This window comes from Haloparvum alkalitolerans (genome assembly GCF_050122995.1).
GTDB classification, from domain to species: domain Archaea; phylum Halobacteriota; class Halobacteria; order Halobacteriales; family Haloferacaceae; genus Haloparvum; species Haloparvum alkalitolerans.
The window spans coordinates 23465-48526 of sequence record NZ_JBNLIA010000006.1; the positions used below are offsets into that span (position 1 = coordinate 23465).

General features: G+C 57.6%; 23 protein-coding genes. 13 read left to right on the forward strand and 10 right to left on the reverse strand.

Annotated elements, in window-relative coordinates:
* The first annotated feature begins 478 nt into the window (after nt 1-478).
* The 7 genes from ACQE3L_RS08375 (at nt 479) to ACQE3L_RS08405 (ending at nt 6433) form a co-directional block, all read left to right on the forward strand.
* Nucleotides 479-1153, forward strand: a complete 675-nt coding sequence (locus ACQE3L_RS08375; RefSeq protein WP_004594449.1) for a helix-turn-helix domain-containing protein — start codon at nt 479-481, stop codon at nt 1151-1153.
* 163 nt (nt 1154-1316) lie between these two features.
* The gene (locus ACQE3L_RS08380; protein ID WP_426963370.1) at nt 1317-2360 is read left to right on the forward strand and encodes a zinc-dependent alcohol dehydrogenase family protein; all 1044 of its coding nucleotides are present in this window, start codon (nt 1317-1319) and stop codon (nt 2358-2360) included.
* Nucleotides 2361-2554: 194 nt separating this feature from the next.
* The gene (locus ACQE3L_RS08385; protein ID WP_426963392.1) at nt 2555-2875 is read left to right on the forward strand and encodes a PadR family transcriptional regulator; all 321 of its coding nucleotides are present in this window, start codon (nt 2555-2557) and stop codon (nt 2873-2875) included.
* Between the two features lie 157 nt (nt 2876-3032).
* Entirely contained in the window at nt 3033-3623 is a 591-nt protein-coding gene (locus ACQE3L_RS08390) for a helix-turn-helix domain-containing protein (protein WP_426963371.1), read from the forward strand.
* A 210-nt stretch (nt 3624-3833) separates the two neighbouring features.
* On the forward strand, nt 3834-4598 hold the full coding sequence (locus ACQE3L_RS08395) for an SDR family oxidoreductase (RefSeq protein WP_426963372.1): 765 nt from the start codon (nt 3834-3836) through the stop codon (nt 4596-4598).
* A gap of 123 nt (nt 4599-4721) precedes the next feature.
* Nucleotides 4722-5672: an NADP-dependent oxidoreductase gene (locus tag ACQE3L_RS08400; protein WP_426963373.1), complete on the forward strand. Its 951-nt coding sequence runs from the start codon at nt 4722-4724 to the stop codon at nt 5670-5672.
* An 80-nt stretch (nt 5673-5752) separates the two neighbouring features.
* Nucleotides 5753-6433: a helix-turn-helix domain-containing protein gene (locus tag ACQE3L_RS08405; RefSeq protein ID WP_426963375.1), complete on the forward strand. Its 681-nt coding sequence runs from the start codon at nt 5753-5755 to the stop codon at nt 6431-6433.
* A gap of 94 nt (nt 6434-6527) precedes the next feature.
* On the opposite strand, the gene ACQE3L_RS08410 is transcribed toward ACQE3L_RS08405, so the two are convergent.
* Entirely contained in the window at nt 6528-7499 is a 972-nt protein-coding gene (locus ACQE3L_RS08410) for an oxidoreductase (protein WP_426963376.1), read from the reverse strand.
* 263 nt (nt 7500-7762) lie between these two features.
* Here ACQE3L_RS08410 and ACQE3L_RS08415 point away from each other — a divergent pair, with 263 nt between their 5' ends.
* From ACQE3L_RS08415 to ACQE3L_RS08440, 6 genes are all read left to right on the forward strand, one after another.
* A complete protein-coding gene (locus ACQE3L_RS08415) occupies nt 7763-8167 on the forward strand; it encodes a (R)-mandelonitrile lyase (protein ID WP_426963377.1) in 405 nt (134 codons plus the stop codon).
* Nucleotides 8168-8228: 61 nt separating this feature from the next.
* Entirely contained in the window at nt 8229-8378 is a 150-nt protein-coding gene (locus ACQE3L_RS08420) for a DUF7563 family protein (RefSeq protein WP_425557115.1), read from the forward strand.
* 39 nt (nt 8379-8417) lie between these two features.
* Complete coding sequence (locus ACQE3L_RS08425; RefSeq protein WP_004594443.1) at nt 8418-8801, forward strand: DUF2255 family protein; 384 nt, start codon at nt 8418-8420, stop codon at nt 8799-8801.
* Between the two features lie 76 nt (nt 8802-8877).
* Complete coding sequence (locus ACQE3L_RS08430; RefSeq protein WP_426963378.1) at nt 8878-10554, forward strand: transposase; 1677 nt, start codon at nt 8878-8880, stop codon at nt 10552-10554.
* Nucleotides 10555-11064: 510 nt separating this feature from the next.
* On the forward strand, nt 11065-13563 hold the full coding sequence (locus ACQE3L_RS08435; protein WP_426963379.1) for a heavy metal translocating P-type ATPase: 2499 nt from the start codon (nt 11065-11067) through the stop codon (nt 13561-13563).
* 163 nt (nt 13564-13726) lie between these two features.
* The gene (locus tag ACQE3L_RS08440) at nt 13727-13912 is read left to right on the forward strand and encodes a DUF7333 family protein (RefSeq protein WP_371191862.1); all 186 of its coding nucleotides are present in this window, start codon (nt 13727-13729) and stop codon (nt 13910-13912) included.
* A 147-nt stretch (nt 13913-14059) separates the two neighbouring features.
* On the opposite strand, the gene ACQE3L_RS08445 is transcribed toward ACQE3L_RS08440, so the two are convergent.
* The 9 genes from ACQE3L_RS08445 to ACQE3L_RS08485 form a co-directional block, all read right to left on the reverse strand.
* Nucleotides 14060-15262: a hypothetical protein gene (locus ACQE3L_RS08445; RefSeq protein WP_426963380.1), complete on the reverse strand. Its 1203-nt coding sequence runs from the start codon at nt 15260-15262 to the stop codon at nt 14060-14062.
* 146 nt (nt 15263-15408) lie between these two features.
* Nucleotides 15409-16566 (reverse strand): multicopper oxidase domain-containing protein, encoded by a 1158-nt coding sequence (locus ACQE3L_RS08450; RefSeq protein ID WP_371191864.1) that lies wholly within the window; start codon nt 16564-16566, stop codon nt 15409-15411.
* Between the two features lie 164 nt (nt 16567-16730).
* Nucleotides 16731-17303 (reverse strand): CPBP family intramembrane glutamic endopeptidase, encoded by a 573-nt coding sequence (locus tag ACQE3L_RS08455; protein ID WP_371191865.1) that lies wholly within the window; start codon nt 17301-17303, stop codon nt 16731-16733.
* 163 nt (nt 17304-17466) lie between these two features.
* Entirely contained in the window at nt 17467-18402 is a 936-nt protein-coding gene (locus ACQE3L_RS08460; protein WP_426963381.1) for a cation diffusion facilitator family transporter, read from the reverse strand.
* 50 nt (nt 18403-18452) lie between these two features.
* Nucleotides 18453-21083 (reverse strand): heavy metal translocating P-type ATPase, encoded by a 2631-nt coding sequence (locus ACQE3L_RS08465; RefSeq protein ID WP_426963382.1) that lies wholly within the window; start codon nt 21081-21083, stop codon nt 18453-18455.
* A gap of 109 nt (nt 21084-21192) precedes the next feature.
* Complete coding sequence (locus ACQE3L_RS08470) at nt 21193-21498, reverse strand: cupredoxin domain-containing protein (RefSeq protein WP_371191816.1); 306 nt, start codon at nt 21496-21498, stop codon at nt 21193-21195.
* A gap of 141 nt (nt 21499-21639) precedes the next feature.
* Nucleotides 21640-22896 carry a ZIP family metal transporter gene (locus tag ACQE3L_RS08475; RefSeq protein ID WP_371191817.1) on the reverse strand — a complete coding sequence of 419 codons (1257 nt, stop codon included), beginning with the start codon at nt 22894-22896 and terminating at the stop codon, nt 21640-21642.
* Between the two features lies 1 nt (nt 22897).
* Entirely contained in the window at nt 22898-24157 is a 1260-nt protein-coding gene (locus ACQE3L_RS08480) for a multicopper oxidase domain-containing protein (RefSeq protein WP_426963383.1), read from the reverse strand.
* 128 nt (nt 24158-24285) lie between these two features.
* Nucleotides 24286-24963 carry a metal-dependent transcriptional regulator gene (locus tag ACQE3L_RS08485; protein WP_426963384.1) on the reverse strand — a complete coding sequence of 226 codons (678 nt, stop codon included), beginning with the start codon at nt 24961-24963 and terminating at the stop codon, nt 24286-24288.
* Nucleotides 24964-25062: the final 99 nt, after the last annotated feature.

Consider the following 25062-nt stretch of genomic DNA (forward strand, 5'->3'; position numbering starts at 1 on the left):
ACTGAATCGACCGAAACAACGCATCACAGGCCCGCTATACCCGCTGTAGTCTCAACTTCCCCGGATGAGGGTAGTTGAGACTGCCTCTCTCAATGCATACGGTTCTCGAACACCTTCGTGATTAATGAGATCTCTGCTTCAGCGTTCCGTACCTCTCGATTGTAACAATATTACAATCGATTGATCTAACCAATCGGAACACCTTCAGAAACGCGAATGAAGGAAACTTGAAGAAACCTCTGTGCTTGCTCAATTCCTCGGATTCCCCGTTGCCGACTGGAGATTTCAAGACTCGCGAAATCAACCCTCAGAACGCGTCAATGAGGGTGCAGCCAGCACTTCCTTTCGCGGTGGAGGATCGTGACCTCGTCAAACACAAGGCGGTCAACTGGCCGATAACCGGTGACAGAACGGCACCGCCGGCAGCATCCAAGCGGGACCCAGAAGATTAAGCGTCCGGGCGGCGTACATTCTCGCCATGACTGTCACCACTGAGTTTGTCCTCCGCTCGCCATCTCTTCCACTTGTCAGTATCCCAAATTCGATCCAAGTCGATACAATCGAAAGTACGCACGCGCTCTGTCTACAACCGGATGTCCAGATATTTTCCGCAAGATTCGATCAAGACGATAAGGTCTCCGAGGAGGAGCTATTGGATCTTGACGAAATCATGGAGGCGGAGCTGGTGGGGGAAACGAGTGATAAGACTGTTTATAGACTTACTGTCGAGCTAGAGGAATCCGTCTCGCAGGCGTTCGAACCGGACTTCGAGGGAGTAGAGTTGGAACCGACGACTGTCACTACTGAAGGGTGGCACGAAACGAAGGTTTTCAGAGACTATGAGAATTTTAATGCATTCCGGAAAAGTTGTGAAGACCACGGTATTTCTCTTGACCTCCTCTCGATATCTCCCGACCCGTCCTCGTCTGACAACCAGTCAGAAGATGGATTGACCGACCGCCAACGAGAGGCCCTGACACTTGCTATCTCTCGTGGGTATTACGAGAGTCCGCGACAAGTCACAGCTGAGGAGCTTGCCCAGGAACTCGGGATTTCACAACCGTCGCTGTCAACTCTCCTTCGTCGTGGTGAACGGCAACTCATCGCGTCTTCACTTGACTCTCAAGTACCGTTAGAAATGGTCTCTAGGTAGGCCAGGGAGACCTAGTTTTCACTACTCGGTGGTGGAACTTCCATTCTTCACCGTTGATTGTCTAAAGAACCGTCTCTGTCTGACGCAGACCACTTAAATAGGCTATGTTGATAGCACTCCTTCCATGGAATACGAGACCGTTGTTTAACTCGGCCAACAAATCATGAAGGCAGCGACCTATCACGGTCCGGGTGAGATACGTATCGAAGAGCGACCCGAACCCGAACTAGAGGATCCGAAAGACGCGATAATCCGTGTCACTCACACTGCAATCTGTGGTTCGGATCTCTGGTTTTACCGCGGTGAAGAAGAGCACGAACCGGGGTCACCTGTCGGCCACGAGCCGATGGGAATCGTTGAGGATGTCGGTGAGGAGGTACGCCACGTCAAACCGGGTGACCGAGTGTTCGCTCCGTTTGCGATTAGTTGTGGGGAGTGCGAATTCTGCCGCAAGGGACTCCAGACGTCGTGTGTGAACGGAGGGTTCTGGGGTCCGCACGGCGGAGGCGGGGCCCAAGCAGAAAAGCTCCGTGTCCCCTTCGCCAACGGGACGCTGATTCGCGTCCCCGAGCGGCACGCAAATGACGAGGATGCTCTCGAATCTATCCTCCCGCTAACCGATGTGATGGCGACAGGCCACCACGCCGCCGTGAGCGCAGATGTCGGAGCGGGTGATACGGCCGTGGTTATCGGTGACGGCGCGGTCGGACTTTGTGGTGTTCTCGCTGCACAGCGCCTAGGGGCAGAGCGCATCATCGCAATGGGCCACCACGAAGACCGTCTCGCTCTCGCTCAAGAGTTCGGGGCGACCGATGTCGTTTCGACTCGCGGTGAAGAGGCTATAGAGCAAGCCCGAGAACTGACCTACGGTGGCGCGAATCACGTCCTCGAATGCGTCGGTGCAGCGTCGTCGCTCGAAACTGCTGCTGAAGTAGTCCGTCCTGGCGGGAATATCGGGTACGTCGGCGTGCCCCACGTCGAAAGTGCCGAGTTCCTCGCACCGCTGTTCTACAGCAACGCCTCGTTTATCGGTGGTCCTGCACCTGTCCGGAATTATGCCGAGGAACTCCTGGACGACGTTCTTCAGGGCATTCTCGATCCGTCGCCGATCTTTACGAAGACTGTCGGGCTAGAAGGCGTCTCCAAGGGCTACCAAGCGATGGACGACCGTGAGGCGATTAAGGTTATGGTGAAACCTGAAAGCTAGAGATCCGACATGATCTCTCCATCAACAGAGGCCGTAGTAAAGCGAGCCTGAGCACACGCATAAAAATCGATCAATTGATTCAGAACATCATTGACTGAATCGGCACGGACCACCTCGAATCATACCCAATCCCCTCTCACACCATGGATACAGACGAACGATACAACAATGTTGAACCGACACCGCCGTCGCTCATGCCCGGTGAGATTGAGGAATCGTGGTATCATCTCACCTCGTTCCAGCGGGATCTCATACATGCCATCTACGCAATTGGGGCCTCTGACGAGGACTGCTACGGCTTAGAAATTAAGCGCCGGCTCGAAACCATGTACCGGAGCGAAATCAATCACGGACGCCTGTATCCGAACCTCGACGACCTGTGTGAAATGGGCTACTTGGAGAAGTCGCAGTTGGACAAGCGGACGAACGAGTACCGTCTAACTGAAGACGCGAAGGACGCTCTTACAGCATTAGATCGGCATTACGACGAGCTATATGGCCGTTCTGTAGGGTAAGATAACGCCTTGTATACTGGGAGCATGATCCAAAATGACGATCATAGCTAAACTCCATCTCAGTTCACCTTCGCTACCGCTCGTAGGCGTCGCTGATTCGATACAATCACGCCAAATTTCGTGTATACATACACTCTCGATTCAACCACGTCAGCAGATGTTTGTTATTGAGGTCAAAAGCTCCGAGAGTCCCTCTGAGGAGGAGTTCTCGGTGTTAGAGGAGGTGGTTGAAGTGACGAAGCTCGATGAGGCGAGCGGCAAAGCCGTACTCAAGTTAACCGTGCGGCTGGACGAATCCATCGCCGAGGCGTTCGAGGCGAGCCCGGATGCAGTGCTCATGGGTGCGATAACCGTCACGCCGGACGGCTGGCTCGAAGAAAAGCTGTTCGAAGATTACACTGCCCTCACCGATTTCCAGACCGCCTGCGAGAATAACGGCATCTCGATGGAGGTCGTCTCGGTCGACTACGACGTTGCACCGTCGACGGATTCCGCGCCGTACGGATTAACCGAGAGACAGTACCAGGCGTTGGTGCTTGCGCTCTCTCGGGGGTATTACGAACGCCCGAGACAGACCACCGCCGAAGCGCTCGCTGACGAATTAGGAATCTCACAGCCGTCGATGTCGGGGCTCCTCCGCCGCGGCGAACAGCAACTGCTTTCTGCCACGCTTCACGCTCCACATCGGCTCGAAAACCCTCGAAGTAGCGAATTCTCGTTCCTCTCTGGAATCCGAAGAAGTCGTTGAATTCGACGCTTTCGGGGTCGCTGCGGCCTTAGTGCGACACTGATGAGAGTGCGCTGCTATCCCAGTGAACGTATTGGTGAAACCGTTCGGCGGCCCTCTGTCGTGCGAGGGTGGGTTCCGCGTGCACAGTTCGGCTGTCCGATCAGCCTACTTAAACGCGCTCTTAGTATAGGATAATCTCGAAGCCGACGCCAGACCTCTGTTCAATCGATGTCAACAGAATTCGGTTCTGAACTGGATGGACAGGTTGCGATCGTCACCGGGGCGTCTTCCGGTATCGGGAGTGCGACCGCGGAGTCACTTGCCTCTCGGGGGGCAAGTGTCGTGATCGCCGCTCGGCGGGCAGAGAAACTCGAAGCACTCGAAGCCAACATCGAGGACACCGACGGTGAGGCGCTCGTCGTGCCGACGGATATCACGAACGACGACGACATCGACGACCTCGTGGAAGCGACGCTGGACGAGTACGGCCGCATCGATATTCTCGTGAACAACGCCGGAGTCATGCCACTCGCGCACATCGCGGAGGCGGACCGCGAGACACTCCAGACGACCATCGACGTGAACCTCAGCGGGCTCATCAAACTCACGCACGCTGTCGTTCCGACGATGATGGAACAGGAGAGGGGGCATATCGTCAACCTCTCGTCCGTCGTCGGGCGGTTCCTTCAGGAGAACAGCGCCCACTACAACGCGGCGAAAGCCGGCGTGAAGATGTTCGGGGACTCGCTCCGCCTCGACGTCGCCGACGCTGGTATCCACGTCGCCACAATCGAACCGGGTGCGGTCGACACCGAACTCCTCGATCACATTCCTGACGATGAACTCCAGGCGGGGGTCAAAGAGTACGTCGGGTCGATGGACGCGCTCGCCCCCGAGGACATCGCGCGAACCATTACGTTCGTCGTCACACAACCGGAGCGCGTCGACATCAACGAGGTCCTGATCCGGCCGCTCGACCAGGTCCAGCCGTAGTCCCGTTCTGACGGTGCTCTCGTTGATCCGCCCCCATAAATCATCCAGCATTGTGAATTTAAACACTCTATCTAGTTAGCACCTCCCCCTTGGTCTACCGGCCCTTGACGTATTCTATAGCCTATGAAAGCAGTACGCATTCACGAGTACGGGGGCCCGGAGGTTCTGCAGTACGAAGACGTCGAAGAACCCGAACCCACGACTGGTGAGGTGCGCTTGGATGTCCGCGCCGCCGGGGTGAACCCTGTTGACTGGATGACTCGGAAAGGAATGGTGGAGCAGCGGGAGCTCCCGTGGACGGTCGGGTGGGACGCCGCTGGGGTCGTTACCGAAACTGGCCCCGAAGTGAGTGAACTGGCGGTCGGCGACGAGGTGTACGGTCTCGTCGGGTTCCCGGACGGTGGCGGCACGTACGCGGAAGCGATGGTGGCTCCTGAGGTGGAACTCATGCGAAAACCGGCACCGCTCTCCTTCGAGGAGGCGGCTGGCGTCCCGATGACGGCGCTAACCGCGTGGCAAGCGCTGGACGCGCTCGAACTGGAGGCAAACGAACGCGTCCTCGTCCACGCCGCAGCTGGTGGCGTGGGTCACTTCGCCGTCCAGTTCGCGAAGCACCGCGGGCTCCACGTCATCGGCACCGCCTCGGGGTCGAACGAGGATTATCTCCGAGAGCTTGGTGTCGACGAGTTCGTCAACTATCGAGAGCGACGCTTCGAAGAGGTGCTCGACCCAGTCGACGGGGTAATCGACGGCGTCGGCGGCGAAACGTTCGATCGATCCCTCGAAGTGCTCAAGCCTGGGGGAATCATCGACAAACTTCCGAGTCCCCCCACGGACGAACAGCAAGAACTGGCGAACCAACACGGCGTGGAAGCGATAATGACGAACGTGCGCTGGAATCGGGAATGGTTCGCGGAGATCACCGAACTCCTTGAAGACGACACTGTCTCGGTGACGCTCGATACGGTGTTGCCACTCTCGCAAGCGCGAAAGGCCCACCGACTGAGCGAAGAGAAACACGCCCGTGGGAAGATCATTCTCAAACCGGGAGACGGAGAAGCCGCGTCGAACTGATGCGCCGCGCATCCAGCGCACAGCTCGAACGACTATCGTCGTCGGGTATGTATTATATGCTCCAGCACTGACTGATCGATATGGCTATCGCCGCAGAAATTCTCCTGTCGTCGGACGCACTCCCTTTCGTCAAGCTCGCTCGGTCGCTTCCGAATAAAGAAATCTCGCTCTCTCAGATGATCCGGCTCGACGAGGACCGATACATCTTCATGGTCAGTATTCCAGCTGACGAACGAGAGACGTTCGAAGCCGAGGCTAGCGACCAACCTGAGATCGTTGACGTGCGGTCGGTTGGGAAAGCGCCGGACGGCTGGTTCTACCAGATCCTCGCCGAGCGAACGACTGATCTGCTTGAGTCACACGACCCGACGCAGTTCGAAGGCGTGCTGCTGGACGCGACCATAACCGGGGAGGGATGGATCGAACGAAAAGTGTTCGCCGACTACGACGCACTCAGCACTTTGCGAGACCGCTGTCAAATGTATGGGCTCCCTTTCGAACTACTCAACATCTCGTCTGATCCTGAGCATCCCGACGAGCGGGCGCAGTTCGGGCTGACCGACAGGCAGTACGAAGCGATCCGCGTCGCCTTTTCGCTCGGATACTACGAATCACCACGAACCGCATCGACGGACGACGTTGCACAGGAACTCGATATCTCGGCACCCGCTGCCTCGGATTTGCTCCGTCGAGCAGAACACCGACTCATCAGTCAAACGGTCGCTAATGGAAACGTCCTGAAACCCCTCGCCGGTCAATAACCTCCGCAAATGCGTGTCGGCTACGTCGTGAGCAGAGACAGGCAGAGACTCGCCGCTCAGTCGGACAGTCCAATCCCGCGCTCTTGGGAACTCTCTATTGCCAGTTTGCTTCAGGTAGGTCTAGGTCGAATGAGACGCCAGTAAGCTCTTCAGATACTTCCCACAGTCGCTGGGCGGTGTCCACATCGTAGGAACGGTCGCTCGATTCCTGGACTTCGGGCGAGCCGCGCATATTTCGGAAGCCATCGGGACCGACGAACTGACCGCCCTCAAGTTTCGGTTCGGTCGCGGCATAGAGCATCGGCTCTGCGCCCCGTTCGGCGCTCTGGGCGATCACGGTGTTAGCAAGTTTCATCATCCAGAGGCGGAGACGAGACCCTGACTGTCGAGGACCGCGGAACTGGAGGTCTGTTGCGGCCCAGCCGGGATGGCAGACGATACTCTTCACGTTCGCCTCGTCGGGAAGCCGACGGTCGAGTTCGTACCCGAACAGGACGTTTGCGAGTTTCGACTGCCCGTAGGCTCCCCACGCGCTGTAGGACTTTTCGCCGTGAAGGTCGTCGAAGTCGATTTCACCGTTTCGGTGGGCGACACTGCTCTGGGTGATGACGCGTGATTCCTCGGTTGTCCGTGTCAACACGGGGAGAAGATGGGCGGTGAGTGCGAAGTGTCCAAGATGATTCACGCCGAACTGATACTCGAAACCCTCCGCTGTCTCCTTCCGTGGGATAGCCATTACACCAGCGTTGTTACAGAGCAGGTGAAGTTCGTCGTACGTCGACTCGAACCACTCAGCGAACGCCGCGAGCGAATCGAGATCGGCAAGATCGAGTTCATGTACCGTCAATGATGATTCCGGGAGTTCCGTTTCGATCTCTTGTTTTGCGTTTTCTCCTCGTTCGATGCTTCGACACACCATCACGACGTGTGTGCCGCGCTCGGCGAGACCCTTCGTCACCTCGAAGCCGAGCCCGCTGTTCGCGCCCGTCACGATAGCTGTCTTGATATCCGAGTGGCCGCCAGACACGTCATTGGACGACGTCGCCGAGTCTTCGTATTCAGACATAGCCGTATCTACGAGAAGAGCTGATTTGTATACTGCCCTAACTGATTAGCCCGTTTATATACTCTCCCCAGTCGTCCAGGAAATGTCTCGTCGAAGCCAACACGGTATGTGCTATTATGGTACGAACTCGTCCCTTGTTCCAGTGTACATCCATTGAAGGACGTGGGTTGAACAGCCATCACAAATACCCCTATTTAAACGGGCTAATAAGATAGCATTGAATCCAAATTGCAGGGCATCCAATGTAGAGTCGAGGAACAAACATGGAGGTAACAGACGCCAGTTCACTCCCGACGTACGAAGGGCCCGAGGACTACTTTACCGGAGATGTTCGAATTGACGGCCTGTTCAACCCACAGGGGGAGGCCCGCGCGGCGGCGGCAAGCGTTACGTTCGAACCAGGTGCTCGGACCGCGTGGCACACTCACCCACTCGGCCAGCGGCTGATAGTGACGAGCGGCTGTGGGCTCGTCCAGCGTGAAGGCGGAGAAATCAAGCAGATCCGAGCCGGTGACGTGGTCTGGTTCCCACCGGGCGAGAAACACTGGCACGGCGCGACGCCAGATAAGGCTATGACCCACATCGCTATCCAAGAGGAGCAAGACGGAGAAGCCGTCACTTGGCTGGACCACGTTACTGACGAGGAGTACCCGAAGTCAGATAGCTAAACCCGCCACCATGACGACTGACCGGTCCTTGCGTTCAGTGATGGAGCACGCGTGTTAGCCTATGCCAGTGTGTGAGAACTGCGACGGCCACGTGTCCGAACGCTTCATACGGGTATTCAGTGATGATACGGGTCGCGTGTTTGCTTGTCCGAACTGCTCTGCGAATGCTGGTATCGGTGAAATCACACGCAAGCGAAGTACCGACGAGTAAGAAACGATACGGACGATCGATTGCGAGGAGAACCCACTAATGCCCGAATGGCCAGAAGAAGAACTGAGTGAAATCGTTGAATCGGACGACCTGCACGTTGCACCATTCCGTGAAGACGGTGAGACGTACGGCACGCCAACGTGGATCTGGTCTGTTCGAGTGGATGACGCCCTCTACGTGCGTGCCTACAACGGTCAGGACTCTAGTTGGTATCAGGCTGCAGTCCGAGAAAACGCCGGTCGCATTGAAGCCGCTGGCATGACGAAGGAGGCCACTTTCGAGCCGGTTGACGGATCGATTAACGACCGTATCGACGAAGCCTATCGCGAAAAGTACGAGGGAAGCCAGTACCTGAACGCGATGATCAGCGACCGCGCACGCTCGGCTACGGTTAAGATTATGCCTCGCAACCCTGACGCCTGACTGTCAAGTGTACTAGTCAACAACTTAGAGCGTCGTATCGACAGAACGGCGCTATTAATCGAATTATTTTCTTATCGTGTCACCGACTCGTGAATCTCGACGCACTGTCTTTCGGCGGATCGCACACCGACCGCACGTTGCGTGGCCAGTCTATGACACGACACCGCTCTACGACCGAACGTCGCTCGCGGGGCTGGAATCAGATGTGCAGACAGTCTCAGAGACGTGGTTCGACCACGATAGCCACGACTCGGTCGAGGAGTTCGTCTGGTCACTCCCGCTGGCTTACTTCCAGTTCAACACCCACGACTGCTATGGAGGTTTGACACGCTACGAGATGGACACCCTCTTTCGCGTGTTCGTCCTGAAGGAACTCCACGGATGGGAGCACGAAACTGCACTCCTCAAGTACCTCGACAGCCATTCCGAACTCCGTGAGCGTCTTGAGTTGGAGTCCGTCCCCGACCAATCGACACTCTGGCGCAGTTGGCATACGCGCTTTACCGATGGGCTTCGCGAGACGGTTCAGAAAGCGGCTCGAACGATCCTGATCAAAGCGCAGAACGCGGATGTCGCTGTACCACGCGAGCCAGAACGAAACCTCTTGGATCGAGGCCACGACGCTACTGAATCGGACCCTGACGACCAGACCATCCTTGACGAGGCAGGGAATATCACCGACCACGTCAGTCGCGTCGTGTTCCCCGCGTTCTCGCTCAATCGTGGCGAGGACTGTGAGATTCCCGAGAACGCCTACTGGGGCTTACAGACCTATCTCGGGCTCCGCGAGAACTTGGCCGCCAACGAGGGCGCTCGCAGCTTCATCCACGAATCGACGCGTGAGCGAACACCACTCGGGCACGGCCATCGCGACCAGATTCGTGATCTCTCCATTGAGCAGATCCGCGAGATGTACCGACAGGCGGTCCAGCAACTCACCAACGAACTTGCGGGGACGGAGGAGTTCTTCCGGGCGGGTATCGTCGCAATCGACATCACTGAGGATGATCCCTTCACGGGCGACCGCGCAGGCCACGAGGACGAGATAATCGGAACGAAGGAGAAGACCGACGAATACGCCTACCAGTGGGCGACAGTCCAGTTGGTCGGTAACGCTGTCCCGCTCGTCCTTGATGCCCGCCCAGTCCAGAAAGGCGAGTCACGCAAGGAGATCGTCGAGGACTTGCTGGATTCGGCTGAAGAGCTCGTTCACGTCGATAATGTGCTGATGGATCGGGAGTTCGACAGCCAGCACATTCTAGAGATGATCAGCCAGCGTGGGCTTTCCTATGTCGTGCCGAAGCGGATGCAGACGAGTGAGAAAGCTCAGGCAAAACGATTACTCCAGCGGGGGCAAGACCGGTACGAGACCGATCGGAAACTCCATCTCGGGAAGAACGAGTGGCACGAGACGACGCTGATCTACCGTCGGAAAGAGGACTCCGAGCACGATGACCACCGGCAGTACTCGGTGTTCATGACGAATCGAGGAAGCGGACACCTCACTGAGTATGGCTACCGGTGGGAAATTGAGAGTGGGTATAGGTCGATCAAGCGATTCATGGCCGCGACAACGTCGAAGGATTTCGGGTTGCGATTCTTCTATTTCGCGTTCGCGTGTCTGCTGTACTCGATCTGGCGAGCTGTCGATCTGCTCGTGCAGGTCGAGTTGACTGGCGAGTACGAACATTCGCCGATCGTAACAGCCGACAATACGCTGACGCTGCTGAAGAAGGAAACAGGAATCGGATAGCGAGGCCCTCTACCTATGGTAGCACGGCGTCTGAGTGGCTACACTACCCGCGGCCTCAGAAACACGCCGGATTAGTTGAACATCCAACAATAACCTCCGGTCAGAAAGCGATCTGAATCAGTTTCCGCTCATCTATTCGTCCGAAACCACGCATCACAGTCCCGCTGAACCCGTTGTAGTCTCAACTTCCCACAATCTCGGAGGATAGATTTGATGCGTGCCTTCGTTCCGTTATTAAAACATACTATTATTTATGTTTTTTGAGTCCTCCTATATATTATAATATCGACAGGATGTACTGCATAGGCGTGGATATCATCGATCGACACGATATTTACTACAGAGTGTGTCTGAGTAGGAGAGAGCAACAACAACATAAACACGACCTGCGTACCGAGGTATAAGCGATTGATACTCTACCACTTGACCACTTTGGGAAACAAAGGGTGTACCATCATCTCTATTTATATCGATCTGATATCGGACAGACAGACCCACCGATACTGAGATATGACTGGCAACTGTGACTTGTGTGGTCGTGTGATTCAATCTTCCACATTCGAGACTGTTAGTGAGCGGTCATTCTGTTCAAGTGGATGTCACGATGTGTACACGACGCTTGGAGCTCCCGATTCCCTCGATACCACCCAGACAACTGAGAACGGGATCGACCAAGAGGAAGACGCGGTTCCTACTGATCAGCATCGTTCTCGGACGTTTCTCCGGATCGACGGCATGTACTCCGCGACGTGTGAGGCGTATCTTGAATCTCTCGCCGAAAAACAAGAGGGAGTGACTAGTGCCGAGGCGAGTTACGTCACGGAGACGATCCGAGTTGAATACGATCCAGACACTGCTTCGAAGGAATCGTTGCGCGAGGCGTTGAGCACTCTGGGGTACACGGCGTATCTCCGTGAGGATGCCTCATCAGACGTGGGAGAGGCCGGTGGCACGACACGTCGATCACGGGAGATGGGTGGGATTCGAAAGCGCCGAGACGACCAGCTCTTGGGGATGCGATACTCCGTTGGGTTCCTCTTCGGTGCGTTTCTGTTGGTCCCATACGTTGCGATCCTCTATCCAGCGCAGCTCGCGTCGATTTTCGACTGGCAAGCGCTCCAAATATTTGAGGGCGCATTTCGGCTAGACAGTCAAGGGGCGTTCGTGTTCCTCCGACTGTATTTCGTGATGACTGGTATCATTCTCGTCTTTACCGGTCTGCCAGTGTTGCGTGGCGCGTATATCAGTCTCAAAATGCGACGCCCGAACACCGATCTGTTGGTCGCGCTCACCGCCATCAGCGCGTACGCGTACAGTACGGCTGCCGTTATCCTCGGGCAAAACGACATTTTCTATGATCTCGCGATCATCGTCACGGCCGCGGTTACCGCGATGGTATTCTACGAATCGTCAATCAAACAGCGGGCACTTGATCGTCTCACCGAGCTCACCATATCACAGGTCGAGAGTGCACGAACGTACGACTCGGACGGAGAGACTGAGGAAGTTCGCGTGGAGAATCTCAATACAGGGGATGTCGTGCTCGTTCGACAGGGCGAACGTGTTCCAATAGACGGTGAACTGGTTGAAGACAGCTGTACCGTCGACGAAGCGATCGTGACAGGTGAATCGCTTCCGGTGCTCAAACGCGCCGGAGACGACGTGATCGGGGGGTCGATCGTGACGGACGGTGCAGCGTTGGTCCGTGTCGGCCCAGACGTAACGAGTAGTATCGACCGGATAACGACCGCCGTCTGGGACCTACAGAGCGCGACTCACGGCGTCCAACGCCACGCCGACCAACTCGCGTCGTACGCCGTCTTCCTCGTCGTCGGAGCCGCTGTCGCGGTCGGCAGCGTCGGTGTACTCGCATTTGGGATGGGCCTGCCAGATGCCCTCCTCCTCGCGCTGTTGATCATCCTTGCCGGCTCGCCGTGGGCCCTCGGACTTGCGACGCCCCTGTCGGTCGCGAAGAGCCTCTCCAGTGCGCTCCGGCGCGGGATCATCATCTTCGACGAAACAGTCTTCGAACGGCTCCGCGACGTCGATATCGTCGTCTTCGATAAGACGGGGACACTCACAACCGGAGAGATGGAGGTGATCGAAGCGGACGCGCCTCCCGAGTTACTCGACGCCGTCGCCGCACTCGAACAACGGGCGTCACACCCCGCCGCGAACGCTATCACGACGGCGTTCGCCGGGAGTGACGATGGCGACGCCGCAGCGGCTCAGCCGGACTCGGGAGATGACGCGGTCGGAACGGAAGACGTCGGTCAGATACGCGAGTTCACGAACCATCGGTCGGGTATCGAAGGCGTGATCGGCGACACGTCGTACCTCGTCGGGAACCTCGATCTATTCGCAGAACAGGGGTGGACCGTTAACGACGACATCCGGTCTCGGGTCGCCGACGCTCAGGGATTCGGACAGCTTCCGGTCGTCGTCGGTCGTGACGGGACAGCAGAGGGGCTGATCGTCGTCGGGGACGAGCCGCGAGACGGCTGGGATGACACCGTCTCTCGGCTTGGGGAGCGGGGCACGGAGATCGTCGTCCTGACCGGCGACGACGAGGAGGCGACAGACTTCTTCAAGCGACACGACGCCGTGACGCACGTCTTTGCGACGGTTCCGCCGGAGGGGAAGACGGCGACGATCCGGCGGCTCAAATCTGATGGGCAGGTTGCGATGGTCGGTGACGGTACCAACGACGCGCCGGCGCTCGCCGCCGCCGACCTCGGCATCTCGCTGGGCGGCGGGACGGCGTTGGCCGCCGACGCCGCCGATGTTGCGATTGTCGACGACGACATCCGCTCCGTCGAAACCGCGTTCGACCTTGCGGGAGCGGCCCGCCGTCGCGTGAAACAGAACAATCTCCTCGCGTTCTCCTACAACGGTATCGCACTCGTGGCGTTGGCCGTCGGGTTCTTCAATCCGCTGACGGCAGCGACTGCGGTTATTGCCAGCGGTGGGTTGCTCGCCGTAAACACTCGGCGGAAGCTACTCAGGTAAGGGATACGGCCTCCAAACGATCGCGGATCCGAGCCTACCGATACGGTGTAAAGAGTAGCTATCTATCATTTGAGCACCGTCGATCCGATCGTTGAGGTCGCCACCCGGATCCGCATCGCTTCTGTTTCTAAAGGACTAATCCTGTCCAGACACTACTACCCCCATGGAATTCGATTTCCTGCGTTCGGTAGTTCCACTCGCCGTGATCGTCGCCGTCGCAACGGTCGCGCTAACCGCTGTGATGACACCCTCGACCGTCTTTATGATGGTTCTTCCCTCGATGATCGCGTTCTCGGTGGTCGCGTACTTCCTCGGGATGAAACATGGCGAATTCCGCGTTAGTCCGTAGCGGTTCTGTCCGGTACCGCCCCCAAAGTCACAGTGTCAGTCCGTCTGAAGCGTTCTAATTCGGGTTACTACGTCTGGGGGTCCGCGCTTCGTGTTCAACAAGTCTCGATGAACGATCAGCAGCCGTGGATCGACGTGGCCGGGATGTTTACTCGGTGACTCCCGCACTGAGCTCAGACGCGTCCTGCCGGACGGGTGTCGGGGAGTCGATCGAATACACGAGCGTTCCGGTGAACAGTGCGATGCTCCCTAACAGGAATATTGAACTGAGCGGCGACGCTGAATCGACGAAGATCCAGTATATTGGTGCCGCGATCGTCGGGCCGGCCGCGATGACAGCGACTTGGGAGACGAGGGGACCACAACACCCACACGTACACGCACCGACGACTGTCGCCGTCCCGGCTGTGCTCTGTGTTGCTCCCGCCTGCTGATCGAGACGCCACGAGTGAGCGACGGCGGCCGCGTTCAACCCCACGAGGACGCCGAGGAGTCCAATCACGATGACCACACCGGGAGAGATCGCGATGAAAAACGGAACGTCGGGGAGCAGAACCTCGAGGGTGGGCCATCGCACGATCTGATACAGTACGTTCAGAACCGCCACGGTCGTCTCTTGCGGAGCGCCCTCCTCACTAAAGAAGGATAGGTATCCCGTCGTCGCCATAAAGAAGAGGCTCACCATGGCTCCGACGCTGAATCCGAACCGACGCGCCACCGGATCCCGAAGGATCGTCGACAGTGCCGTGCCAACGTCGTTCCAGAGAATGTAGCCGACGAGTAGTGGTGTCGCGAGGACGATCCCGTACCCGATCGGGTTGGTGTAGCCGCTGAATCCGGGCAGTAGATACGGGTACAGTATCCAGCCACCGAGCAGCATGCCGAGAGCCATGTACCGGGGACGTGTCGTCCATCGCACGAGTCCGGTGACGAAACTCGCGACCACGACTAGCAGGCCGGTTCCGATCGCGAGCGGCTGATACCACGACCGCGGGAACGGCATCGAGTCCGCCTGATACGTCGGATCCGGGGCCAGGCCTTCGAAGATGATCGCGCCGGCGATAGCAACACCGATGCCGACCGCAATTCCGTATAGAGCGGTTCTCGGCGAGACCCGCCCCCTTCGCTTGAGGAGGATGAGCGTACCGACTACGAGAGCACCGATACCAGCGATCGCCAACCCGTGCGATTGTGAGAGTCCCGACGATTCAGCGCCACCGTGGGCCGAAACTGTCGGGATCAGAGAAAGGAGACTGATCCCGACAGCAACCAAGACGAGTAGGCGGAGCGACCTTCGTCGAGGTTTCGGTCTGTCAGCACCAGCGCCCCCTTTTCCGCCTTTCTGGGTCATTGCGAGGGGTTAGTGACTCACACACAATTATCTGTCTCTCTCGTTCCCCCCGAGACGGACCTCGTGACTGCCCTCAGAGTCTGTATATGCGTGGAACCGTCCTGTAGAGTTCTTCGGGACGGTTCAGAAGTCCGTGTCAGATCGCGTCAGTTCGGTTCGTAGCCGGCGTACTCCATGAGCTGACTGAAGATGTCCGAGTCCATGACGGAGCGGTACACCACGCCGGTAAGCATGCCGCCGGGGTAGAACGACCCGTTCATCACGTGGTTGACCTTGTGGCAGTGCATGAGGTAGATCCCGGGGTCCGCGTCGGCCGTGAACTCGATCGTGTGCCGTTCCGCGGGGGCGATGTTCGTGACGTCGATGTCGTGTCTGGCGGCTTCCGGAACGACCCCGCCGTCCTTTTCGACGCGCTGGAAGCGATGGTTGTGGATATGCATCGGGTGCGACATGTACCCACCGTTGACGAGGTGTACGCGGACCAAATCGCCTTGATCGACGATGATCGGCGACCCCTGTTCGGGGTGGAGCGTCCGGGGCGCGCTCTTCCCGTTGACGGTGAAGACGTCCGGCGTCCGCGAGGTCGTGTCGTACGTGAAGTTCCCCTCGCCGCCCCACTTCTTCGGGATCCGCGAGTCCCAGTCTTTGATCGTCATGAAGTACTCCCGGTCCGCCGGCTCGTAGCCCTCGGGATCGACCCGGAAGATCCCGTACATCCCCATATCGATGTGGCGGTGGGTCTGGAGGTGACAGTGATACAGGTGCGTCCCCGGAACGTTCGCCGGGATCTCGTAGGTGTGCTTCTCGCCCGCGGGGACTTTGATCCCGGTCGACGTCGGGACGCCGTCGTTCTTCCACGACTTGGTGACGCCGTGGAAGTGGATCGTGTGCGGCCGGCGCCCGTTCGTGTTGTCGAGCGTCACCTCCATGTCGTTCCCCTCGGTCGTCCGGAGGATCGGACCCGGGACGCTCGGATCGTGGTCGTCGGCCTGCCACGCCCAGACGCGGGGGAACTCGACCGGCCCGCCCATCGAATCGAGCGGGTGGACGGCGTGTCGCGCCGGCTGCGTCCCCATCGTCACTGACCCGCCCTGTTCGTCGACGTTGACGACTGTCGGAGGGCTGGTGTAGGGGAGATCTGACGGAGATGTCTGTGCCTCGTTCGGAGTGTTCGTGGCCGCCGTCGGCGCGTTAATCGTCTTCGACGAACAACCCGCCAACGCCGATACGCCCGTCACGCCGGTCGCAGCAAGAAATTCTCGCCGGGACAGTCCGGTTCCGGGGGCACCGAAAGGTGTCGTCATGGTTCATTCGACACATTGGGCTGTCGCGACAAACGAGGACTGCAGAATCCCTGTTTTTGAGAAGGCAAGCGAATATGTTCGGCAACAGTCGGACGGGCTTCACAAGCAAACTAAGGGTTTGCTGTCGAAAGAACTGAGATCTGAGACCCACAGATAGCAAACAGTTACATTCCACCTGTTGCCGTCAGATACGCGCTCGTGAATTGAATCGCATTGTACGCACCGTGAATCAGAGCCGGAACAACGAGGTTATCGGTGTACTCGTAGGTCGCACCGAGTACCAGAGCTAGAACGAATGCGATACCGACGTACACGAGCTTCCCTTCTCCACTCAACGAGAAGAGATGGATCGATGCGAAGAGGGCGCTCGCAAGAACGATTGCACGGGTTGGATGTAGCGTTTCTCGGAGTGTCCCCTGAACCAGTCCTCGGTATAACAGCTCTTCGCCCGGACCGACTAGCAGAAACGATAGAGGAATGAGAATTAGAAAAGCTGTCGGATTTTGCTGACCAACTGTTACTACTTGGTTTTCTGCTGATTCCAGTCCGAGCGAGGAGATAACGCGTGATGCGACAATGAGTAATCCGAGGAGTGTACCTACCCCCCCGATGGTTACAGCAACATCTCGCCTGTCCGGAATCGAAAGCGAAACGAATTCGAAGTCGAGATCTCGGAATCTGAGATAGAGGATTGAGAGCCCTCCGAATGTCACCCCCTGTAACAAGATCGTGCTCATTACGAGGCGCAACGATGGACGAGCGGTTACATCGACCCCGAATGCGCCCAGCAGTGCGGCACCGATGGTGACAATTACCGACCCAATAACCGTTGAGCCGTACGTGAGCCCAACTGCACTCCCGACAGACTGAATCCGTGTCGTTATTTCTGTCATTTGAAAATCAGTGGTTGTGACTCGTGTTGTCGGCAGTCTCCGGGTCCCTCTCCATCTCACCCACTAGTTCGACGGTTGCGTGATCGATTCCATGGTCGGAAAGAAGCTGATGGACGCGAGAGCGGATCGCCTGATGTTGGTCTAGTGATGTGGGCTCATACTGAAGACGCACTGTCGCTACGGTCAACTGACTACATACTTGCCAGACGTGTATGTCGTCGACGTCTTCAACGCCATCGACAGCTGTCAGTTCATTTCGAAGTTTATCCGGTGAGATAGGGCTCCGTTCTAAGAGGATTGAGGTGCTTCCGCGGAGTACCTTTCCTGCCGAAACGAGCACTAACACGCCGATGAGGATGGCAGCCACCGGGTCGGCGACAGGTAAATCGAACGTGACGACGGCGAGTGTCGAAATGATCACCGCGACTGATCCACCGGCATCGCCGAGAAGGTGATAGAATGCGCCGCGCTCGTTGAGGCTCATCTCGCCCCCTTGTACGATATAGACCGATCCCAAGTTGACAAGCAAGCCGCCGCCGGCGATGATCAGCGTCATTGTCGGATCGATCTCAACCGGGTCCAGGAACCGTTGATACGATTCCCACAGGATGTACCCGACCATCGGAACGAGCAGTATCCCGTTGAGAAACGCAGCAACCGGCTCCAGTCGATGGAGTCCGTACGACCACTCAGCACCGCCTTCGAATCGTTCCGCGGTGTAGCTCGCGCCGAACGCCATTGCGTACGCAAGCATGTCGAATAGCATGTGGAGCGCATCGCTGATGAGAGCGACCGAACCGAAGAGGAGTCCACCAGCCAATTCGGCAAGGAAGCCAAGGAAATTGACGACCGCTACGAGGGCAAGTCGGCGCGTACTGCTGTCTGTTTCGGTTGTTAGTTCATATTCTTCCGTCTCTTCGTGAGCATGCCCGTGTTGACTCATACGTTTTGATCTGATAAATTCGTAATGTCCGGTATTACGACTCTCAAGCGTCAGTTGTTCTCTGTCTCCGGTTCGACGCGAGAGAGTCGCATTGCGTTCCCGGTCACGGCCATCGTCATCCCCGCGTCGCCGGCGAGGACGGCGAGCCAGATGGGGACGTACCCGAACGGAACCGCGAGAGCAAGTCCGGCTTTGACACCGAGGCTGGCCCAGATATTCTGCCGGATGACGCCGTTTGCGTCGTTCGCGAGCTCGTAGAGATACGGGAGCTTTGCGAGGTCGTCACCCATCAGCGCGATGTCGGCCGTCTCCAACGCGGTGTCCGTCCCGGCCGCGCCCATCGCAATACCCACCGTTGCCGTCGCGAGCGCCGGGGCGTCGTTGATCCCATCACCGACCATCGCGACGCCCTCGTGTTCCTCGATGAGCTCCTCGACGGCAGCCACTTTCTCGTCGGGAAGCAGTTCTGCCCGGTACTCGTCGACTCCGACTTGGTCGGCGATCGCGCGAGCAGTTCGCTCGTTGTCGCCGGTCAGCATGACCGTCCGTGAGACGCCGAGATCTCTGAGTCGAGCGATCGTTCGCGCTGCTTCGGGACGGATCTCGTCGGCCACGGCGACGATACCTTCAAGTTCGTCTTCGGTTCCGACGAGCACAACGGTCTTCCCTTCTGCCTGGAGTTGAGGGACGGTCTCTTCGAGGAGGTCAAGACAGTTATTCCGGTCGCACATCTGACGGGCTGTCTGTGTCACGACGCCACCGTCGGTCGTCGCGTGGACGTGCGAGAGGTCGAAACCTAACTCCTCAAACAGCCCCGGTTTGCCTGCGAAATGGGGGGTCCCATCGAGATCGGCACGAACACCCTTCCCAGTGATGCTCTCGAAGTCATCGATTTCGCGCTCGGCGACCCCTGCGCTGCCGGCTTCAGCGACGATTGCCTCGCCGATGGGATGTTCGCTCCGCTGTTCGAGCCCACGCGCACACCGGAGGACATCTTCTTCGGAATTTTCGTTCAGTGGAACGACGTCGGTGACGGTGAGCTCCCCTTTCGTGAGCGTCCCGGTCTTGTCGAACGCGACGACGTCGACGCTCCCCATCGCTTCGAGGTGGTTGCCGCCCTTGATCAGGACCCCGTTCTTAGCAGCGCTCGTGATCCCCGACACCACGGAGACGGGCGTCGAGATGACGAACGCACACGGGCAGGCGAGTACGAGGAGTGTCAGCCCGTAGACGACGGCCGTCGGCCACGTGGTTCCGAGGACGTACGGGCTCCCCACTGTCGTCAAGACCGCGAAGGCGACGACGACCGGTGTGTAGTACGCCGAGAAGCGCTCGACGAACTGCTCACGCTCGGTCTTGTTTGACTGAGCGTCTTCGACCATCTCCACGATACGCGAGAGCGTGTTATCGCCGGCCTCGGAGGTAACCTCCACCTCGAGATACCCCTCTTCGTTGATCGTACCGGCGTACACCTCGTCTCCCATCGCCTTGTCGACGGGCACGCTTTCGCCCGTGATGGGCGCCTGATTGACTGCGCTTTCACCGTCGACGACGGTCCCGTCGAGTGGGATCTTCTCGCCCGGTTTCACGACGACGACGTCACCGACAGCGACCTCGTCGACTGGAACCGTCTCCGTACTACTGTCTCGCTTGACGGTCGCTTCGTCCGGCGAGAGGTCCATCAACTCCCGGAGCGAGTTCCGGGCGCGATCCATCGAGTACCGCTCCAGCAGCTCGGCGATGCTAAACAGGAACGCGAGGGTGGCGGCCTCGAAGTAAAGCGCTTCACCGAAGGCGAGGCTCGCGACCAGCGCCCCGAGGATAGCCACCGACATCAAAAAGTCGATATCGAGGTTCAGATTCCGCGCCGAGTAGTAGCCGTTGCGAAGGATCTCTTGACCCCCGAAGGCGACGGCGACAAGGAACAGTCCGTCGGCAACGAACAGCTCTGTGCCGAGAAGGCTCGCAATCTGTCCGTTCTGCCCAGTGAGGAAGAATTCAAGGAGCAAACCGAGAGCAACGAACCCACCGCTGATCCACGTCTTGAGTGCCCGCGGACTCACCCAGATGCTCTCGCGTTCCTCGGTCGCGTTCTGACCTTCGGACTCGTCGCTCGAACTGTCTGTAACCTCGTATCCAGCACGTTCGATAGCACTGATTATCTCGGCTTCTCCGGCCTCCGAAGAATCGTACGTGACAACGACGGTTCCGTTCGTTGGCCGGGTTTTATACGCTGTAACTCCAGCTTTGTCGAGTGACTTTTCGATCTTCCCCGCACACGAGGGGCAGTCCATCTCGGGAACCGTAAATTTCGTCGTTATCTCGTCGACGTCTTCGATGGTGTATCCCGCCTTTTCGACCCGATCAGCTATCTCGGTAGCGCTGGTTTGCTCGCTGTCGTATGAGACTGTCAACGTTCCCGTCGTCACTTGCGGGTCGATGCTGTTGATACCGTCCAGTTTTTCGACGCTGTTCTCAACTTTCCCTGCACACGAGGGACAGTCCATCTCCGGAACCGAGAACTGTGCAACATCCCCTTGTCCGTGTGGTGGGGGGGTGTCATCGACACCCTTTGCATACTGAGCGGACTCGTGACGATGCTGAGATCCCTCTTCGTGCGTGTGGGTTCGGTTCGGTGGTTCGCCACGTTTGTCGTGGGAATCGTCGTCAGGTGAGGTCATTACTCACCGCTTGCCGCTACAGATTTATTAACTCTACTGCGATATCTGGCCCATATTATGTTAAATATTAATAAGTATTGTGAGTTGAGTTATTAATACTCCTGTCAGATCATCTCACTAGGACTGTCCCGACCATTCCAGAACTTTCATGCGGAATACAACAGTACCCGTACGTTCCGGGTTGATCGAACGTGTGCTCGTAGTTCTCTCCCGGGGCGATGAGTCCCTCAGTAACCCGGTTTCTCGCAGCACGCTCTGACTCGAAGCCACCACTTGCGAAGTACACGGCCTCGGCAGGAATTTCGTCTTCATACGCTGTGACCGTGTGCTGGATGTCGCTCTCGTTCGTCCACGTCACTGTCCCTCCGGTTTCGATCGTCGCAGTCTTCGGCTCGAACGTGTGATCGTCGGGCATCGTGACGGTCAGGGTCGACGGTGACTGTCCGTTCAAACATCCGGCGGTGCTGAGCGTCGCCAAGGCGGCAGTACTGAGTCGCAATACCGTCCGTCGATTGTAGAATTTGAGTGCCATTGGAACAGAGATGGATAGTACCTCTCAGAGCGCCACGAAGAGGTCGGTCACGTACATCACTCCGAGGCCGAGCAGGAACGCAAGCAGGTTCGTGGCGCTGGCCACGCGACCGCCTGCATCCCGAACCATTCCCGCGATCTCCCAGTTGACCTGTAAAATTGCGCCAACCCCGATCGCGAGGAAGAAGGCTCCGATCGTCGGCGAGTACGCGAGACTACCGATCCACCCGCCGAGGATGACGGGGGCACCGGCGATGACGCCGAGCGCAGCGAAGTGCTTGAACGACGGACGCTCTCCGCGGGCGACCGGTGCAACGACGGCCGGGCCTTCCGTCACGTTGTGGAGCATGAACCCGATCACGAGGAACGCGCCGAGCGACACACGCCCGAGTGCGAACGAACTCCCGATCGCCAGCCCTTCCGCGAGGTTGTGTAGGCCGATTCCGATCGCAACCAGATATGCGATCCAGAGACCGCTACTCGCCCGACTGTCACCGGCGGCAACACGGCCCTTGCGCCACGCGCTGATTGCCTGAACGAGAGTGAGCGCGCCGAGGATCCCGAAGACGATCAAAAGGTTGCCCTCGTACGCGCCCGGAACTCGTTGAGCGAGTTCGAACGCCTCGAACCCGGCGTCGAACGCCAAGAAACCGAGGACGCCGGCCGCGAACAAGAGCACGGCGTGCAGCCACCGATCGCTCATCGTCTTGATGTAGGGGAACCACAGCATCCCTAATGCGACTGGGATCACACCGACGAACAGCCCGATGACTGCAAGCGTCCAGAGCAGACTGAGGCTGAATCCGGGTGCCTGACTCGGAGCGACGATCGTATTCTCGAATGTCGCCCCGTCAGAGAGTACGAGGGCGACGTTGAGATCCCATCCCGGATTCCAGTGATACGGGATCACGATCTGTGCGCTTTCCATCGGAGCGAGCGTTTGGTCGCCACCAGCTCCTTCGACCTGAAAATTCCAGTAGGCCTCATCGACGAGGACCTGTGCTATCGTCACGGAATCGGGCCCGTTGTTCGTTACGTGTAACACGACCGTTTCGTCGCTCGGAAGCGTCGTGTGCGTGATCGTCACGTCGGGAAGCGGTTCACCACTCTGGCTCTGAATACTCGCGAGTGGTGACGTGAACGCGAACACACCCAAGACGAGCACGAGCAACACGATCGGGAGTATCGCGCTGACCCATCTCGGTAGTCCGAGGGGCTGTGTGACCTCGTTTTCAGTAGATACACCACCGTCTGGCGTCGGTTTTTGTGTCTCATCCGCCATGTTAGACCACCTCAAAGAAGCTCATCCAGCCGAGTTCGGCGAACTCGGATTGGTGGGCGTGGAACATGTACAGCCCGGGTTCGTGATCCGAGTAGTCGAGCTCGATGATACCGCGTTGCGCCTGCGTCTGCATGATCGTGTCTACGGTCTTGCGCGTCGGTGTCAGCGTAGTCCCGTGGTCATAGTAATCGAAGAACTGCGAGTGCGTGTGGAACGAGTTGATGAGGTCGAACTCAGTCGCATTGGAGAGATACACGCGTTGCCGTTCGTTCTTGTCGATCTGGATGGGACGCTTCGTCTCGCCCGCCGTCCAGTTGCCGGTGCCGTCGGTACTACCGACCCCGTATGCGAACGCCCGTGTGTTCGCCGCGTAGACCTCGTTCCCGCCGTCGAAGTTAGTGTCGAACGAGTTCATCACCATGACCATCTCGTTGACGGCGTCGTTTTCGGCGTACTCGTGGTTCCGGCTCTTCGCCTCTTCGACGAACCGCGTCCGCATGTCGTCGGTAATCGGGCCGGGGTAATTGACGTAGTCGCGTGGATTCTCCCTGACGCGTTCGGGGTCCGGATCGACGATGATCGTGCCGTAGAGTCCGCGGTGGATGTGTTCTTTCAGCGGGAGCGAGTGGCAATGATAGAAGTGCGTACCGGCGGGTTGGGCAATCCATTCGTAGGTGAATGATTCTCCCGTTTCGAGGACACCAGGCCCGTTTTGGGGGATTCCGTCCATTCGCGGGTTAAGGTTCTTCAGATGCGGATGGATCGTGTGAGCGTGCCGTCCTAGGTTCGTGAATTTAACGCGAATTAGGTCGCCCTCAACGGCACGGATCGTGGGGCCCGGCACCTGACCGTTGAATGCCCACGCTTGGAACTCGACGCCCGGAGCGATGGTGATCGTTGTGTCGACGGCGTTGAATTCGAACTCCCGTACGGTTCGACCATCCTCCTCGTAGACTTGCTGCGGAACGTTATCCTGCCCGCTGTCTCCGGTATTGAACGCGGTGAGGAACTCGTGCGGATCGAAATCCAAATCTTGGTATTCGCCCACCGAACCGAAGTTACCGTGTGTATCATCGCCCTCGTGGCCGGGTGACGCACTTGCACGTGAACTCCCGAGTCCAACGGCGGCACTTCCCGCGACACCAAGACTGCCGAGTACCGTGCGACGACTGACGCTCGTTTCACCAGTGAGTGATTCAACCAAACGCTGTTCGAGTCGTTTGGTGACATCTGCCGCACTCTCGTAATTTATCGAGGGCATGATCTCCTCGACGGGTTGACTCTTCGGATACCCATATGTGATAGTGGATGGGCCCAATATATAAATTAGACCCATCTAAACTTCGAGTAGGTCTAATCTAAAAATAGACTAGCGGACTTCCGAGCTTCTCAGTGAGAACTCTGTGTGAGAGATTGGGTGGATATGGAACATGCGACTTCTTCGGGTAGCGCAACCGGACCATCTCCGCTATCAGGGTCAAGTGTGACCATTCCAAATGGCGCAATCTCAACAACATCTACGACAGTTCCGGGGAGAATCCCGTGTTTGGACAGGTACCGGAGGAGATCTGGATCTGTGTCCGGAACCCGTACGATCTGAACGCTGTCACCCACTTGATGATCAGCAAGACGTTCACCATCCTTTGCTCCCGAGACATCCAGATTCGCGGTGGGAATTGGGTCGCCATGCGGATCAACCGCTGGTTGTCCTAGCTGCTCTGCAATCCGGTCGGCAAACTTACTGCTGATGTGGTGTTCGAGACGATCTGCTTCGTCGTGTACCTCTGCCCAATCATACTCGAGGTGGTCCGTCAGATATCGTTCTAACAGTCGGTGATGGAGAATGATTTCGAGAGCAATAGGAACTCCAGTATCAGTGAGCTCAACTCCCCTGTAGGGTTCGTACAGCACGAAATCACGCTCTGATAACTTTTTCATCATACTGGTAACCGTCGGTTGCTCTACATCCATATACTCAGCGAGTACCGAGGTTCGTACCCGGTCGTCCGCTTCGTTCTGGAGATAATAGATCGCTTTGAGATAGTCTTCCATGATCGCACTCAGCATTGTGAAATAATTAGATAAGGCTAAATTTATAATTTACTGCGCCTGTCTTACTTGGAGTGATAATTATCGATTGTGTCCAGCCAGCAACCACAGCTAAAT